Source organism: Streptomyces sp. NPDC054841, from assembly GCF_053611045.1.
Genome location: NZ_JBSGZO010000218.1, coordinates 1 through 14062, shown reverse-complemented (window position 1 = coordinate 14062; position 14062 = coordinate 1). Strand labels below are relative to the sequence as shown.

13 protein-coding genes and 1 pseudogene are annotated in these 14062 nt (G+C 70.5%); 11 read left to right on the top strand and 3 right to left on the bottom strand.

Annotation, left to right across the window (positions count from 1 at the left end; translation table 11 throughout):
• Nucleotides 1-21: 21 nt before the first annotated feature.
• A complete protein-coding gene (locus ACWGI8_RS25865) occupies nucleotides 22-1053 on the bottom strand; it encodes a phosphatase PAP2 family protein (RefSeq protein ID WP_453664399.1) in 1032 nt (343 codons plus the stop codon).
• 424 nt (nucleotides 1054-1477) lie between these two features.
• On the opposite strand from ACWGI8_RS25865, the gene ACWGI8_RS25860 reads away from it, so the two are divergent.
• On the top strand, nucleotides 1478-3232 hold the full coding sequence (locus tag ACWGI8_RS25860) for an MFS transporter (RefSeq protein WP_453664397.1): 1755 nt from the start codon (nucleotides 1478-1480) through the stop codon (nucleotides 3230-3232).
• A gap of 91 nt (nucleotides 3233-3323) precedes the next feature.
• Entirely contained in the window at nucleotides 3324-4514 is a 1191-nt protein-coding gene (locus tag ACWGI8_RS25855; protein WP_453664395.1) for an acyl-CoA dehydrogenase family protein, read from the top strand.
• A gap of 122 nt (nucleotides 4515-4636) precedes the next feature.
• On the opposite strand, the gene ACWGI8_RS25850 is transcribed toward ACWGI8_RS25855, so the two are convergent.
• Nucleotides 4637-5071 carry a cell division protein SepF gene (locus tag ACWGI8_RS25850; RefSeq protein ID WP_453664394.1) on the bottom strand — a complete coding sequence of 145 codons (435 nt, stop codon included), beginning with the start codon at nucleotides 5069-5071 and terminating at the stop codon, nucleotides 4637-4639.
• Nucleotides 5072-5359: 288 nt separating this feature from the next.
• Here ACWGI8_RS25850 and ACWGI8_RS25845 point away from each other — a divergent pair, with 288 nt between their 5' ends.
• From ACWGI8_RS25845 to ACWGI8_RS25815, 7 genes and pseudogenes are all read left to right on the top strand, one after another.
• Nucleotides 5360-6589: a DUF5685 family protein gene (locus tag ACWGI8_RS25845; protein WP_453664392.1), complete on the top strand. Its 1230-nt coding sequence runs from the start codon at nucleotides 5360-5362 to the stop codon at nucleotides 6587-6589.
• Nucleotides 6590-7190: 601 nt separating this feature from the next.
• A complete protein-coding gene (locus ACWGI8_RS25840) occupies nucleotides 7191-7442 on the top strand; it encodes an FAD/NAD(P)-binding protein (protein WP_453664391.1) in 252 nt (83 codons plus the stop codon).
• A 69-nt stretch (nucleotides 7443-7511) separates the two neighbouring features.
• On the top strand, nucleotides 7512-8579 hold the full coding sequence (locus ACWGI8_RS25835; protein WP_453664389.1) for an LLM class flavin-dependent oxidoreductase: 1068 nt from the start codon (nucleotides 7512-7514) through the stop codon (nucleotides 8577-8579).
• Nucleotides 8576-8716, top strand: a complete 141-nt coding sequence (locus ACWGI8_RS25830; RefSeq protein WP_453664387.1) for a hypothetical protein — start codon at nucleotides 8576-8578, stop codon at nucleotides 8714-8716. The genes ACWGI8_RS25835 and ACWGI8_RS25830 overlap by 4 nt, the downstream gene beginning before the upstream one ends.
• A gap of 3 nt (nucleotides 8717-8719) precedes the next feature.
• Nucleotides 8720-9532 (top strand): annotated as a pseudogene (locus tag ACWGI8_RS25825) (DUF1684 domain-containing protein).
• Nucleotides 9533-9803: 271 nt separating this feature from the next.
• A complete protein-coding gene (locus tag ACWGI8_RS25820; protein ID WP_453664385.1) occupies nucleotides 9804-10706 on the top strand; it encodes a S1 family peptidase in 903 nt (300 codons plus the stop codon).
• Between the two features lie 106 nt (nucleotides 10707-10812).
• Complete coding sequence (locus ACWGI8_RS25815) at nucleotides 10813-11292, top strand: hypothetical protein (protein ID WP_453664383.1); 480 nt, start codon at nucleotides 10813-10815, stop codon at nucleotides 11290-11292.
• Nucleotides 11293-11299: 7 nt separating this feature from the next.
• On the opposite strand, the gene ACWGI8_RS25810 is transcribed toward ACWGI8_RS25815, so the two are convergent.
• On the bottom strand, nucleotides 11300-12202 hold the full coding sequence (locus ACWGI8_RS25810; protein WP_453664401.1) for a DUF4231 domain-containing protein: 903 nt from the start codon (nucleotides 12200-12202) through the stop codon (nucleotides 11300-11302).
• A 233-nt stretch (nucleotides 12203-12435) separates the two neighbouring features.
• Here ACWGI8_RS25810 and ACWGI8_RS25805 point away from each other — a divergent pair, with 233 nt between their 5' ends.
• Entirely contained in the window at nucleotides 12436-12600 is a 165-nt protein-coding gene (locus ACWGI8_RS25805; protein ID WP_453664381.1) for an FxSxx-COOH cyclophane-containing RiPP peptide, read from the top strand.
• 40 nt (nucleotides 12601-12640) lie between these two features.
• Nucleotides 12641-14062, top strand: a 1422-nt coding sequence (locus ACWGI8_RS25800) for an FxsB family cyclophane-forming radical SAM/SPASM peptide maturase (RefSeq protein WP_453664379.1), incomplete at its 3' end; no start/stop codon positions are given.

The window sequence follows — 14062 nt, the reverse complement described above, 5'->3', positions numbered from 1 at the left end:
CCACCGCCGTCTCCCGGGCCGTCAGCCGCCCGCCAGATGGCGCGAGCGCGGCGGACGGCGGCTGCCGACCGGGGTGACGGGCGTGCGCTCCGAGCGCACCGGGTGCGGGTGCGGGTGCGGACGTGCCTGGGCGAGCTGAGCCGTGGTGACGTTGGCGGACACCGCCGGGCCGGCGGCGCTCCGGGCGGTGCCCGGCGTACGACCGGAGTTGCCCGCGCCCACCGGGTGGCGCACCGGCTCCCCGTCCTCCGCCGGAAGCCGCTGCGGGTATATGGCCGGACGCGGACCGCCCGACGCGACCGGAAGCGAAGGCACCGGCAGACGGCGCGCACGCAGCTGGTCGCGCAGCGAGAGCACGAAGGCCTCGGTGTGCCCGATCAGCGGCTCGCACCAGGGCAGCGCGAGCAGGATCAGCAGCCCGGCGGCCCAGCCGAGCAGCACGTCGCTCAGCCAGTGCGTGCCGAGGTACACCGTCGTCAGGCCGACGCCCAGGGCGACCACGGCCGACAGCGCCGACAGATACCGTCTGGCCCTCGGGGTGGTGGCCAGGTACGCGAGGATTCCCCAGGTCACGACCGCGTTGGCAGTGTGGCCGGAGGGAAATATATCGCCGCCGGCGAAGAGCTCGGCGGAGCCGATCTGCGTCGCGTAGTGGGGTCCGAGCCGGCCGAGGCCGAGCTTGACCGCGCCCACCGTGGCGTTCAGCAGCAGCAGCGAGGCGCCCAGCGCGAGCAGCGGCCGCAGGGTGTGCTGCCGCCATGAGCGCCAGCCCAGCCAGGCCGCCACCATCACGGCGGTCGGGCCGCGCTGGCCGAGCACCACGAAGTAGTCCAGGAACGCGTGCAGCTCCGGCCACTGCTGGTACGGCCGGAAGAGCATGACCTTCCAGTCGATGACCACCAGCCAGGACGAGAGGAGCACAGCCACGACGATGGCGAGATAGAACGCCGAGGTCCCGCCGAAGAGGGCGAGACGGGTGCGGCTCATCCGCGGGATCTCTATCTTCGGCGGCTCCGGCTCCCGGTCCAGACGGGCAAAGATGTCGGTACGCACCCAATCGACGTTACAGCGAGTGAGTGTGGGCCCAGGCCGATCCTGGCTCTTCGTGATGACGATGTGATGTGGACTATGTCTCAGCCGCACATTCATTCAGGGCCGTTCCGGAAATCAAAGTGACCTTGAGCCCTATTATCCGGGCGGCCTTCTTCGTAAGTGTGTTTGTAGCGGTAGAAACAGTTCACGCGATTGGCGCCCGGAATTCCGGGGCCGTTCGGAGCACATCGGGTACCACCCTCGTGGCGCCCCGGCGTGGCGCACGCCACACCCCCGGGCCCGCCGAGGTGAGAGGTGCACCACGCGCCACCGGCCCGGACTCGCGTACCCTGGCTGATCACTCGCCCGTCGATGCCGGGCCGCCCCGAGGGCCCCGTCCCCGGCTGGCCCACCGAGAGCGAGGGAATCCTTGGGAGGTACGTACATGTCCTGGACGACCACGGCCGGAGCGCGCCCGCGCGTCACCGGTGGCGGTGCCAACCGCTGGGTCGTCCTGCTCGTCCTCTGCGTCAGCCTTCTGCTGGTGGCGCTCGACGCGACCGTGCTCCATGTCGCGGTGCCCGCCGTCACCGAGGACCTCCGCCCCAGCGGGGTGGAGCTGCTCTGGATAGTCGACGCCTACCCGCTCGTGTGCGCCTCGCTGCTGATCCTCTTCGGCACCCTCGGCGACCGCGTGGGACGCCGCCGCGTCCTGCTGCTCGGCTACGCCCTCTTCGGGGTGGCCTCCGCCGTCGCGGCGCTCGCCACCACCCCCGAGGTGCTCATCGCGGCCCGCGCCCTGCTCGGCGTCGGCGGCGCGATGATCATGCCGGCGACGCTCTCCATACTCCGGGCGGTCTTCCCCGACCGCCGCGAGCGTGCCACCGCCATCGGTATCTGGACCGCGGTCGCCGCCGTGGGCGCCGCCACCGGCCCCGTCCTCGGCGGCTTCCTCGTCCAGCACTTCTGGTGGGGCTCGGTCTTCCTGATCAACATTCCGCTGATGGCACTGATCCTGCCGATCGGCCGCTGGCTGCTCCCCGAGTCCAGGGGCAGCGGCGACGGCCCCTGGGACGTGCTGGGTGCCCTGATGGCCGCGGCCGGTGTGCTCGGCGCGGTCCTCGGGGTGAAGCGGCTCGGCGCGGGCGACGCCCTGACCGATCCGCGTACCTTCGGCCCGCTGCTCGCCGGAAGCCTGCTCCTCACCCTGTTCATACGACGCCAGAAGCGCCGCGAGCATCCCCTCATCGACATTCGGATGTTCGCCAGGGCGACGTTCTCCACCTCGGTCGGCTGCATCGTGCTGGCCATGCTGGCGCTCGTCGGCCTGGAGCTGATCGCCGTCCAGTACCTCCAGCTGGTGCTCGGGCTGAGCCCGCTGGAGACCGGGCTGCGGCTGCTGCCCCTCACCTTCGCCGCCATGGCCGCAGGAGCCACGGGCTCGTTCACCCTGCGCCGCCTCGGCCCGCGCCGGATGGTCGGCTGGGGCTTCGTACTGACCGCCGGCGCCGTGCTGTTGCTGACGCTGATGGGACAGCACGACCGGCCGCTGCTGCTCACCGGCGGCTTCGTCCTGCTCGGCTTCGGTCTGCAGACCACGCTCTTCGCCGCGTACGAGTCGATGCTCAGCGAGGCCCCCGCCGAACAGGCGGGCGGAGCCGCGGCCATCGGTGAGACCTCGTACCAGCTCGGCGCCGGAATGGGCATCGCGCTGCTCGGCAGCGTCATGAACGCCGCGTACGCGCCCGGGCTCGCCGCGGCCGGGAGCGCCCCGACGGCCGCCCGCTCCGCCGCGGCCAATTCGCTGGGCGAGGCCTATGAGGTGGCGGCCCAGCTGGGCGGACCTGCCGGGGACGCGCTGCGTATCGCGGCCCGCCAGTCCTTCGTCCACGGGCTGCATGTCTCGCTGCTGGTCAGCGCGGGGCTGCTGCTGCTCGGAGCGGTGGCCGCGCTGCGGCTGCCGAAGGTGATGGAGTGTGCGGCGCAGTCCGCCGAGCTGCCCGAGCAGCAGGTGCAGGCTGCCGAGCTGCCCGAGCAGCAGGTGCATGCTGTCGAGTCGCCCGAGCAGCAGGTGCCCGCCGCCGATCCGCGCGAGCAGAAGGTGCCCGCCGCCGATCCGCGCGAGCACGTGGCCGTCCCGGCCCGGAGGACGCCCGCCGAGGCGGCCGGCCCAGCCCGCTCTGGACGCACGGCACACTGAGCCGTAACGTCAGCGCCGAGCATTAACTACCACTGCTAGGTTTTTGCTGGGTTTCTGACACAGCGCCGTGCGAGCCGCCGGAGGCACCCTCATGTCCGCACCCTCGAAGCTGCCGCCCTTCGACCCCGCCGACCCCCTCGGCATCGACGACCTCCTGGACCCGGAGGACCTCGCGATCCGTGACACGGTCCGCTCCTGGGCCGCCGACCGCGTCCTGCCGTACGTCGCCGACTGGTACGAGAGCGGCGAACTTCCCGGCATTCGCGAACTCGCCCGCGAACTCGGATCGATCGGCGCGCTCGGTATGTCCCTGACCGGCTACGGCTGCGCGGGCGCCACCGCTGTCCAGTACGGACTGGCCTGCCTGGAGCTGGAGGCCGCCGACTCCGGCATCCGCTCCCTGGTCTCCGTCCAGGGCTCGCTCGCCATGTACGCGATCTGGAAGTACGGCTCCGAGGAGCAGAAGCAGCGCTGGCTGCCCTCCATGGCGGACGGCTCGACCATCGGCTGCTTCGGGCTGACCGAGCCCGACCATGGCTCCGACCCGGCCGGAATGCGCACGTACGCCAAGCGCGACGGCTCCGACTGGGTGCTGACCGGCCGCAAGATGTGGATCACCAACGGCTCCGTGTCCGGGGTCGCCGTCGTCTGGGCGCAGACCGACGAGGGGATTCGCGGATTCGTCGTCCCGACCGACGTCCCCGGCTTCTCCGCTCCCGAGATCAAGCACAAGTGGTCGCTGCGCGCATCCGTTACGAGCGAGCTCGTCCTCGACGAGGTACGACTCCCGGCGGATGCCGTACTTCCGGAGGTCACCGGGCTGAAGGGCCCGCTCAGCTGTCTGTCGCACGCGCGCTACGGAATCGTCTGGGGCGCGATGGGCGCGGCGCGCTCCAGCTTCGAGGCGGCGCTCGACTACGCCAGGACGCGCGAGCAGTTCGGAAAGCCCATCGGCGGCTTCCAGCTCACCCAGGCCAAGCTCGCCGACATGGCACTCGAACTGCACAAGGGCATCCTGCTCGCCCACCATCTCGGGCGACGGATGGACGCGGGCACGCTCCGACCGGAGCAGGTCAGCTTCGGAAAGCTCAACAACGTGCGGGAAGCGATCGAGATCTGCCGCACCTCGCGGACGATTCTCGGCGCCAACGGGATCTCGCTCGAATACCCCGTGATGCGGCACGCGACCAATCTCGAGTCGGTGCTGACCTATGAGGGCACCGTCGAGATGCACCAGCTCGTGCTGGGCAAGGCGCTCACTGGTCTTGATGCCTTCAGGTAGACCGGCGAGCACCCTGCTCAGCGCTGATTGCCGTACTTCTGATTGCCGCGTTCCCCCGGTGCCGCTGCATCTCGCAGCGGCTCTGGCGCGGGCCGGACCTCGGGCCGGGAGTCACCCCGGCCTCAGCTCTGGTTGAAGAAGCCGCCGCTGTCGCGGCTCGCGGACTCCTCGCTGACGATCTCCGTGTCGGCGGGGGTCAGCAGGAAGACCCGGTTCGCGACGCGCTCGATCGAGCCGCGCAGACCGAAGGTCAGCCCTGCGGCGAAGTCCACGACCCGCTTCGCGTCCGAGGGCTCCATGGACGTGAGGTTCACGATGACCGGGACACCGTCCCGGAAGAGCTCCCCGATACCTCGCGCATCACGGAAGCTGTCCGGCGAAATGGTGGCGATCCGGCGGCCGTGGTCCTCGGCCGACTCGGAGGCCACACGGACCCGCGGGTCGGTGACCCACTGGTCGCCGGCTCCCGCACTCTCGGCGTACTCGTCGTCGTAGTAACGCTCGTCGTTGTCCTCGACGAGACCCAGCCATGCACTCGCCTTGCGCACCGATCCCATGGACGCCTCCTTTCAACTGCGGTCACTTGTGGTTCCGCATCCCTATGGTCGTCCATAATGCGGATCGCGCGCCAAGTGGATAGTCGCCGCGCAGGGGATTCGTGACGGTACTGGTGCAGAACATGTGGCGATTCGTCAAGGTTCTTCCTGCGTAAGGGCCCTGGCAAGCCTCATATCGAAGCAAAATATGAATGTCGGGCCAGACGGGTGAGGCCGGGGTCGTACGGGTGAACGGACCGCTCGGATACCATGCGGGCCGCACACTCGAACGACTCACCGGGGAACACCGTGTTCGGAATCGTCAGGCCATGCACCCATCGGCTCACGGACGGCCTCAAAACGGAGTGGATGGCCCATCTCTGCGGCCTCTGCCTGGCACTTCGCGCCGACCATGGGCAGTTTGCCCGGGTCGTCACCAACTACGACGGGCTCATCGTCTCGGTTCTGACGGAGGCTCAGACCGAGCGCACGCCGGGGCAGCGGCGCACGGCGGGGCCGTGCCCGCTGCGGGCGATGCGGACCGCGCCGGTCGCGCGCGGGGAAGGCGCCCGGCTGGCGGCAGCGGTCTCACTGGTGCTGGCGTCCGCGAAGGTACGGGACCACGTCGTCGACCGGGACGGGCTGTTGGCGCGCAAGCCGGTGGCCGCGGCGGCCCGCCGCGTCGCCGCCGGCTGGGACCGTGCCGGCGCGCGGACGGGTGCGGCACTGGGCTTCGACACGGCCGTGCTCGTCGACGCCGTCGACCGCCAGAGCGGCATCGAGGCGCTGGCCGGCCCCGGCACCCCGCTGCTCACGATCACCGAACCGACCGAGACGGCCACGGCGGCGGCCTTCGCACACACAGCCGTGCTCGCCGGCCGTCCGCAGAACATGGCCCCCCTCGCCGAGGCGGGCCGGCTCTTCGGACGGCTGGCGCATCTCCTGGATGCCGTGGAGGACCGGGAAGCTGACGCCGCGTCGGGCTCGTGGAACCCGCTCGCGGCGACCGGCACGTCCCTGGACGAGGCACGCCGACTCGCCGACGACGCGGTGCACGGCATCAGGCTCGCGCTGCGCGACGCGGACTTCGTCGACGACAAGCTGCTGCACGTACTGCTCGCGCATGAGCTGCGGCAGTCCGTGGACCGGTCGTTCGGCACGACGACCTGCTCGCACCAGGGGCACGGGCAGCAGCCGCCGCAGGGCAATCCGTACGGGGGTGCGGCGGGGCCGTACGGCTCCAGCAACCCGTACGGCGGCGGCAACCCGTACGGGGGCGGTGGTGCCAGTGGTGCTGGTGGTGCCGGTGGTGCCGGTGGGATGCCCCCGCAGTTCGGCGGCGGGGAGTCCCCGAAGCCGAAGCCGCGCGGCTTCTGGGCGGGATGCGCGGTCTTCACCGGCCTGTTCTGCACGTGCCGGCTCTGCTGCGCGTCGGAGTACGAGGGACCCTGGTCCCGGAAGAAGCGCGAAGGCTGCTGCCACAAGTGCGACTGCGACTGCAGTGGCTGTGACTGCTGCTGCCCCTGCGACGGCTGCTGACGAGGCGTCACCCCTGCCCCAGTGACCGACCTGCCCCAGTGACCGAAAGGCCGAAACACCGAAAGGTGCCGTGGTCCGGTGCGCGGTCGGCGCTGAGGCGCGGGCAGGGGTGTGCGTCATGCGTGCCCGTTGTCGGGCAGGCGGGGGAGAACACGAGGGGAGGGGCGGAACGAGCTGAGCGTGTGAAGTGAAGGCGCTGCGGAACGGCGCGAAAGGCCCGTCGAAAGGCCCGCGCGAAAGGCCGAGCGAAGGAAGACGCAGGGGTCGGCTCAACAGGACGACGACCACACGCGACCGAAGTCGATGTGGGGGCGCCTGACCAGCCACTGCTGCGAATGCATGGCCCAAGTGGAACAGGCATCCGTTTCTGCGTCAACTGCGATGAGACGTACCGCTCACAGTCCGGACAGCCTTGACAGTGAGCCGTGCCGTCCCCGTAGCCTCAAGGTGCGGATCGTGCTGAGGGGCTCGGTCCGTGTGAAGGCGTGTCCCGTGCTCGATCTCTGCATCCACGGAGCCTTCGCATGTCTCGCATTCTCCCCGGACCCCCGGGGGTTGATGTTCCCCGCCCGGCACACGCACGCCGCACGACCGGCACCCGATGAGCCCGCCGACCGTGCGGCCGTCCGTCGCGATCGTCGGCGCAGGCCCCCGCGGCACCGGCCTCCTGGAGCGGCTCGCCGCCAACACCTCTGAGCTGTACCGGGATCTGGAACTGGACGTCCACCTCGTGGACCCGCTCCCGCCAAGCGGCCGGCGGACAGGGCGCGAGCGGGCGGACATGGCGCGAGGCCCGGTCACCGTTGCCCTTCGGGCACGGGAGGTGCCCCCAGCACCGGACCCCGCCCCCTGATCCGGCCTGATCCACCTGCCACCCCCCCCCAACCGGCCCCCGGCCGTGACCAACTCGGAGAGGATCAGCATGCCTGCCATCCGTCCGCTGCATCTGGCCGTCGCCCTCGACGGGCCGGCGCAGTACGACGCGGCCTACTACGTCGCCCTCGCCCGTCTCGCCGAGCGGGGCACCCTGGACTTCGTCACCCTCGGCGACTCCTTCGTCCGGCCCGGGCTCGACGCTCTCGCGGTGCTGTCGAGGGTCGCGCCCGCCACCGAACGGATCGGGCTGGTGCCCACCGTCACCACCACCCACACCGAGCCGTTCCATCTGTCCGCGTCCCTGGCCACCCTCGACTGGGTGAGCCGTGGCCGGGCCGGCTGGGCGGTCGGCGTCTCGGCCTCCGCGGCCGAGGCCGGGCTCTTCGGCCGTCGCCCGGCCACGTCGCCGAGCGCGCTGTGGCAGGAGGCCGGCGAGGTCGCCGATGCCGCTGCCCGGCTGTGGGACGGCTCGGAGGACGACGCCGGGATACGCGACTCGTCGACAGGGAGCTTCATCGACCGCGACATGCGGCACCATGTCGACTTCCAGGGCGGCACGTTCAGCGGGCGCGGCCCGTCGATCGTCCCGCGCCCCCCGCAGGGCCGGCCCGTGATCGTCGTCGACGGAACGGCGGAGCCGGTCCGGGAGACCGCCGCCCGGTATGCCGATGTCGTCCTCGTACGGGCCGGATCACCGGAGCAGGCCGCCGCCCTCCGCGAGGACATCGGCCGCAGGGCCGGGGAGTACGGCCGCGACCCCGGCGCCCTGAGAGTCCTCGTCTCGCTCGTCGTCGACCTGGGCGGGGGTGAGTCGGCTCCGGAACCCGGTCTGGCCGCCGGCCCGCCGCTCGCGGGCGGAGGGCCGCACTTCAGCGGTGGCCCGGTCGACCTCGCCGAGCTGATCACCCGGTGGTGCCGGGAAGGCGCCGTGGACGGCTTCCATCTCGTGCCCCTCGCGCCCCACCGCGATCTGGAACGGATCGTCAACGGGACGGTCGCCCTGCTCCAGCACCGCGGCCTCTTCCGCACCTTCTATCCGGGCGGCACACTCCGCGAGCACCTGGCCCTCGCCCGTCCCGCCGGCCAGTACGCACGTCCGGGGGGTACGGCATGACCACGGCGAAGACGATCCATCCGGCCGCCTGCTCACCGGCCGTCAACGACACCGCCGTCCGGACCGATCCCCGCTCCCGCAGCCAGATCGCGTTGCGGTCCCATCTGGGACTCGCCGGGCCCGTATGGAAGGTTTGACGCATGACAGGCGACCCGCACCAGGACTGGAAGAGCTGGCACGAGCGTCGCACCGCGGCGGTGTCGGCGCCGTACGGACCGCTCTCCCTCACCGGCACGCACTGGCTCGCGGACTACCCGGAAGGTCGAATTCCGGCCGTCCCCGGCGTCTGACGCCAGAACGGTGACGAGGTGGTGCTGACCGCTGCCGCCGAGGAGGGTCTCACCGTCGACGGAGAGCCGCTGACCGGCGAGGTCGGGCTCTCCGCGGACCATGCGCCGGTCGATGAATCGCGGGTGGCGCACGGCGACCGGCGGCTCGTCGTGTTGCGCCGCGAAGGGCTCTGGGCGGTACGGGACTTCGACCCCGGCTCGGCGGCACGGCAGGCCTTCCGGGGCATCGAGGCCACGCCGTACGACGCGCGCTGGACGGTTGCGGGGCGGTTCCGTCCTTACGCGGAGCACCGCAGCGTCCGGGTCGAGAACGCCGACGGGCGCGAGCGCGGACTGGGCCTGTCCGGCGAGATCACCTTCGCGCTCGAGGACGCTGTGCACAGTCTCCGGGTGACCGTCGAGGCGGACGGCTCGCTGTGGGCCGTCTTCGCCGACGCGACCAGCGGAAAGAGCAGTTACCGGTTCCGCTTTCTGCGGCCCGACGCGCCTGCCTGGGGGTCCCCCCGGACGAAGTCTGGGGGAGGCTCCGTGACCGTCGACTTCAACCGGGCCCTGCTGCCGCCCTGCGCCTTCGCCGATCACTTCATCTGCCCCTTCCCGCCTCCTGGCAACACGCTCACGACGGGCATCCCGGCCGGCGAGCGGAACCTCCTGACCCGCTGACCCGTCCTATACAGGCGACGGACTTCCCAGCCCCGGCGGCCACCGAGCCGCTGGGGCCGTCCGGCGTACAACGGCGCCGCACGGCCGAAAGGCGCCCTTGCGCGGATAGTTGACGACACGAATACTCCCGAGCAGCGCTTGTCAGGGGCACGACCTATCCGGATTCCGGACATGCAGCCGGAATCCGGGCACACAACGAGCCTTCTGGCTGCGCCTCACGGGCCCGTCACCCCACAGCCGGGCCCCCGATTCCCCTCGGGAGGAACGAGAAGTGAGGATCAAGCGCACCACCCCCACCCATGGCGTCGCGAGACGTATCCGTCTGCTCGCCGTGACCACCGGCCTCGTGGCCACCGCCGCCCTGGCGATCCCCACCGCCAGCGCCGACGAGGCACCCAGCACCTTCAGCGCGACCCAGCTCTCAGCCGCGAGCGACGCCGTCCTGACCGCCGATGTGGCCGGTACCGCCTGGCACATCGACAAAGCCACCAACGCCCTTGTCGTCACGGCCGACTCCACGGTCTCCAAGGCGGAGATCGCGCAGATCAAGCGTGAGGCAGGCGCCAACGCCGGCGCGATCCGCATCGAGCGCACCCCCGGCAAGTTCTCCAAGCTGATCTCCGGCGGCGACGCCATCTACGCGACCAGCTGGCGCTGCTCCCTCGGCTTCAACGTCCGCAGCGGCAGCACGTACTACTTCCTGACCGCCGGCCACTGCACCGACGGCAACCCGCCCTGGTACACCAACTCCTCGCGCACCACGAGCATCGGCCCGACGGCGGGATCCAGCTTCCCGGGCAACGACTACGGCCTCGTGCGCTACTCCAACACCTCGCTCTCCCACCCGGGCACCGTCGGCAGCGTCGACATCACCAGCGCGGCCAACGCGACCGTCGGGATGTCCGTGACCCGCCGCGGCTCCACGACGGGCACCCACAGCGGCAGCGTCACCGGCCTCAACGCCACGGTGAACTACGGCGGCGGTGACATCGTCTACGGCATGATCCGCACGAACGTGTGCGCCGAACCGGGCGACAGCGGCGGTCCGCTCTACTCCGGCAGCCGGGCCATCGGCCTGACCTCCGGCGGCAGCGGCAACTGCAGCTCCGGCGGTACGACCTTCTTCCAGCCGGTGACCGAGGCCCTGAGCGCGTACGGCGTCAGCGTCTACTGACCTCCGGTCAACAAGAGCCCCCGCCCGCACTCCGGGTGGGGGCTCGACGTATTGCACACTTTTGAGAGGATGGCAGAGCGGTCGGCCACAGAAGGAGCGGGGGCGGATGAAGCGCATCGGAGTGACCGGCCACAGAAGCATTCCTCCCGAGGCCATGCCCCATGTGCTGGCCGCCATGAAGGCGCTGCTGTGCGGCCACGAGGAGGCCATGGAAGCGCTCTCCAGCCTCGCCGAGGGCGCCGACCAGCTCTTCGCCGACATCGCCCTGGACTGCGGCGCCGCGCTGACCGTCGTGATCCCGAGCGGCGACTACGAGGACGGATTCGACGACCCCGAGGCCCTGGCCTGCTACCGGCGGCTCAAGGGCCGGGCCAGCCAGGAGGTTCGCATGGCTTTCCCGCACTCCACGGACGAGGCCTACTACGCCGCGGGCACCTACATCGCCGACAACTGCGACCGGCTGCTCGCGGTCTGGGACGGCCGTCCCGCCCGCGGGCTCGGCGGTACCGGCGACATCGTCCGGTACGCGCGCGAGCACGGCAAGCCCGTCACGGTGATCTGGCGCGACGGTGTCGAACGCACCTGAACTTCCGTCAACTCCTGTGCCGCACCAGCCAGTCGGTGTGCTGGGGCGAGACGATCCGCTCGGTCTCGTACACCGCGGACGGCCACTGCTGCTCGGACACCGACGTCTCGATGGCGATATGGATCGCGGCCAGATCCTCCTCGACCAGGGAGTGGGCCGCTATCAGCGGCTGATGCCGGCGGATCTCGCTCCACGCCAGACACGCCGCCGCGGCGGCGGACAGCAGCCCCGCGGGCTCGGCCGAGTCGGAGACCGAGAAGGTGCGCAGCGTCCCGAACAGCAGAGCGAGCAGGGTGAGCAGGCCGATCGTCACCGTCCACAAGGTGGTGGCACGCCGGGAGATCTCGGCACGCCGGTGGTACCAGTTGCGCTGTTCGATGAGGCGGTCCCGTACGTAGGTCTCCTTGCGGACGCTGAAGACCTTCTCCCGTAACAGCCGCATCGGCGTGGTGATCAGCTCCGCGCCGGCAGCGCTCTCGCCGCTCTCGCGCGGATCGACCCAGCCGACCTTCCGCAGCTCCTGCAGCCCCTCTTCCAGCCGGGTGGTGAACAGCCCGTCGGGATCGGGGCAGTTGGAGTCGAAGGGTGCTCCGTGCACGGCGTAGCGCCAGCACATCGACCGGATGAACTCGGCTGCGGAGCGGTTGAGTTGCCAATGCGACTTTGCTCGGTTGCGTGAACCGCGGAAGCTGACGACGAGCACCCAGGCGTACGCCAACGCGCTGAGCGCGCCCATGAGTTGGAAGGAGTCGCCGATCCTCCCCCGCCAGGGCAGTGCGGCCAGCGCCGCACCGAGGACCAGGAGAAGCAGCTGCAGTCGGGTACCGTTGACCGACTCGCGCTGCCGTGAGATGGCTGTCTCGTCCGCGCGGTGAAAGAGAACCGGCAGATCAGCGTTTCGGAAGACCATACTTTGCAGATGGCCGGAAATCCCGGTCATGCGCATCCCCCTCTGCGGATTTGGCTTCACTCGTTCGATGGAATGGCTTGTTCCGTTCGGAGTGGGGAATACTCGCGCAACGCTTTTGTTTCAGCGCTACGTGCCGAGTTGCTGTGGGTGGCCATGAGAGTAAAGTCGTGCCGCCGACACTGCAACGGTGCACGGTTCCCCCTGTTCGCACAACATGCCCAAGGATGGCCGTCGTGACCTTCCAAACCTCAGTCACCTTCGCCACCGCGAAGAAGAATCGGGTGCCCGTCACCGAGATCGACGTGCGTGGCGCCGATGCAGTCAAGAAGCTGGGCCGCGTGCGCCCCACCGTCCTCGACCGCACCGCACGGATGTCCACATTCAACTCCGCGCTCTAGTCCGGCTCCAGGCCCCTGGGCCTGCCCCTAGACTGGTGGAATGACCGGACCCGTGGTCCCATTCCGCGAGATCGTACTGAAGGTCCACAGCAGATGTGATCTTGCTTGCGACCACTGCTATATCTACGAACACGCTGATCAGAGCTGGCGTACCCGCCCCAAGACAATCTCTGACGAGGCGATTTTCTGGACAGCTCTGCGACTGGCCGAGCATGCGAAGAAACATGCCCTGCCCTCCGTGTCAGTGATCCTGCACGGAGGGGAGCCTCTACTGGCCGGTCCCTCCCGGCTCCGCCGTATCTGCGAGGAGCTCACGACAGCCCTCGACGGCATCACCGCCCTCGATCTGCGGATTCATACCAACGGCCTGCAGCTCAGCCCCCGCTATCTGGACCTCTTCGACGAGTTCGGCGTCCGGGTCGGCATCTCCCTCGACGGGGACAAGGCCGCCAATGACCGCCACCGCCGCTTCGCGGACGGCCGCAGCAGTCACCCCCTCGTCCTCCGGGCCGTCGAGCTGCTCCGCCAGGACCGCTACCGCCATCTCGACCTCGGCCTCCTGTGCACCATCGACGTCGCCAACGACCCGGTCGCCGTGCACGACGCGCTGATGGAGCTCGATCCGCCGCGCATCGACTACCTGCTGCCGCACGCCACCTGGGACGAGCCGCCCCCACGGCCCGACGGCTCCCCGACCGCGTACGCCGACTGGATCCTCACCGTCTTCGACCGCTGGGACCGGCAGGGCCGCCCGGTGCCGGTGCGGCTCTTCGCATCGGTCCTGTCCACCCTCTCCGGCGGCCCGAGCCTCACCGAATCGCTCGGACTCGCGCCCACCGATCTCGTCGTGGTGGAGACCGACGGGACCCTGGAGCAGGTCGACTCGCTCAAGAGCGCCTACGAAGGCGCCGCTGCCACCGGCTTCGACGTGTACACGCACTCCTTCGACGAGGTCGCCGCGCACCCCGGCGTCAGAGCCCGCCAGCTCGGTCTCGCCGGCGTCGGCGAGACCTGCCGGCAGTGCCCCGTCGTCCGCTCCTGCGGCGGCGGCCTCTACACCCACCGCTACCGCTCCGGTTCCGGCTTCGACAACACCTCCGTGTACTGCACGGACCTCGAAGCTCTGATCCGCGGCATCGAGCACCGCACCGCCGCCGGGTCCGTGGCCCCCGCAGTGACCGACGACAGCGCCCTGCGCGCCGACCAGCACGAGCTGACGCGGCTCCTCCTCGCCGACCTCAACAGCGAACTGGACGGCCGCGGCGGCGAGGACTGGGCCCGGGCCTGGGAGCTGGCAGGCACCGTCGACCGGCGCTCCTGCGGGCTCGATGACGTACTGGCCCACCCGTACACCCGCGGCTGGCTGCTCGGCGCCCTGGAGGCGCTGCACGAGGAGCGGCCGGGAGCCGGCACCGCGCCGGCCGGCCGCCTGGCGGCGTCGGTCGCCGCCGCCGTCGTACGC

Coding starts and splice junctions, on each gene's coding strand:
- ACWGI8_RS25860 (WP_453664397.1), top strand. CDS start 1,478: ATGTCCTGGACGACCACGGCCGGAGCGCGCCCGCGCGTCACCGGTGGC.
- ACWGI8_RS25855 (WP_453664395.1), top strand. CDS start 3,324: ATGTCCGCACCCTCGAAGCTGCCGCCCTTCGACCCCGCCGACCCCCTC.
- ACWGI8_RS25850 (WP_453664394.1), bottom strand. CDS start 5,071: ATGGGATCGGTGCGCAAGGCGAGTGCATGGCTGGGTCTCGTCGAGGAC.
- ACWGI8_RS25840 (WP_453664391.1), top strand. CDS start 7,191: ATGAGCCCGCCGACCGTGCGGCCGTCCGTCGCGATCGTCGGCGCAGGC.
- ACWGI8_RS25835 (WP_453664389.1), top strand. CDS start 7,512: ATGCCTGCCATCCGTCCGCTGCATCTGGCCGTCGCCCTCGACGGGCCG.
- ACWGI8_RS25830 (WP_453664387.1), top strand. CDS start 8,576: ATGACCACGGCGAAGACGATCCATCCGGCCGCCTGCTCACCGGCCGTC.
- ACWGI8_RS25815 (WP_453664383.1), top strand. CDS start 10,813: ATGAAGCGCATCGGAGTGACCGGCCACAGAAGCATTCCTCCCGAGGCC.
- ACWGI8_RS25810 (WP_453664401.1), bottom strand. CDS start 12,202: ATGGTCTTCCGAAACGCTGATCTGCCGGTTCTCTTTCACCGCGCGGAC.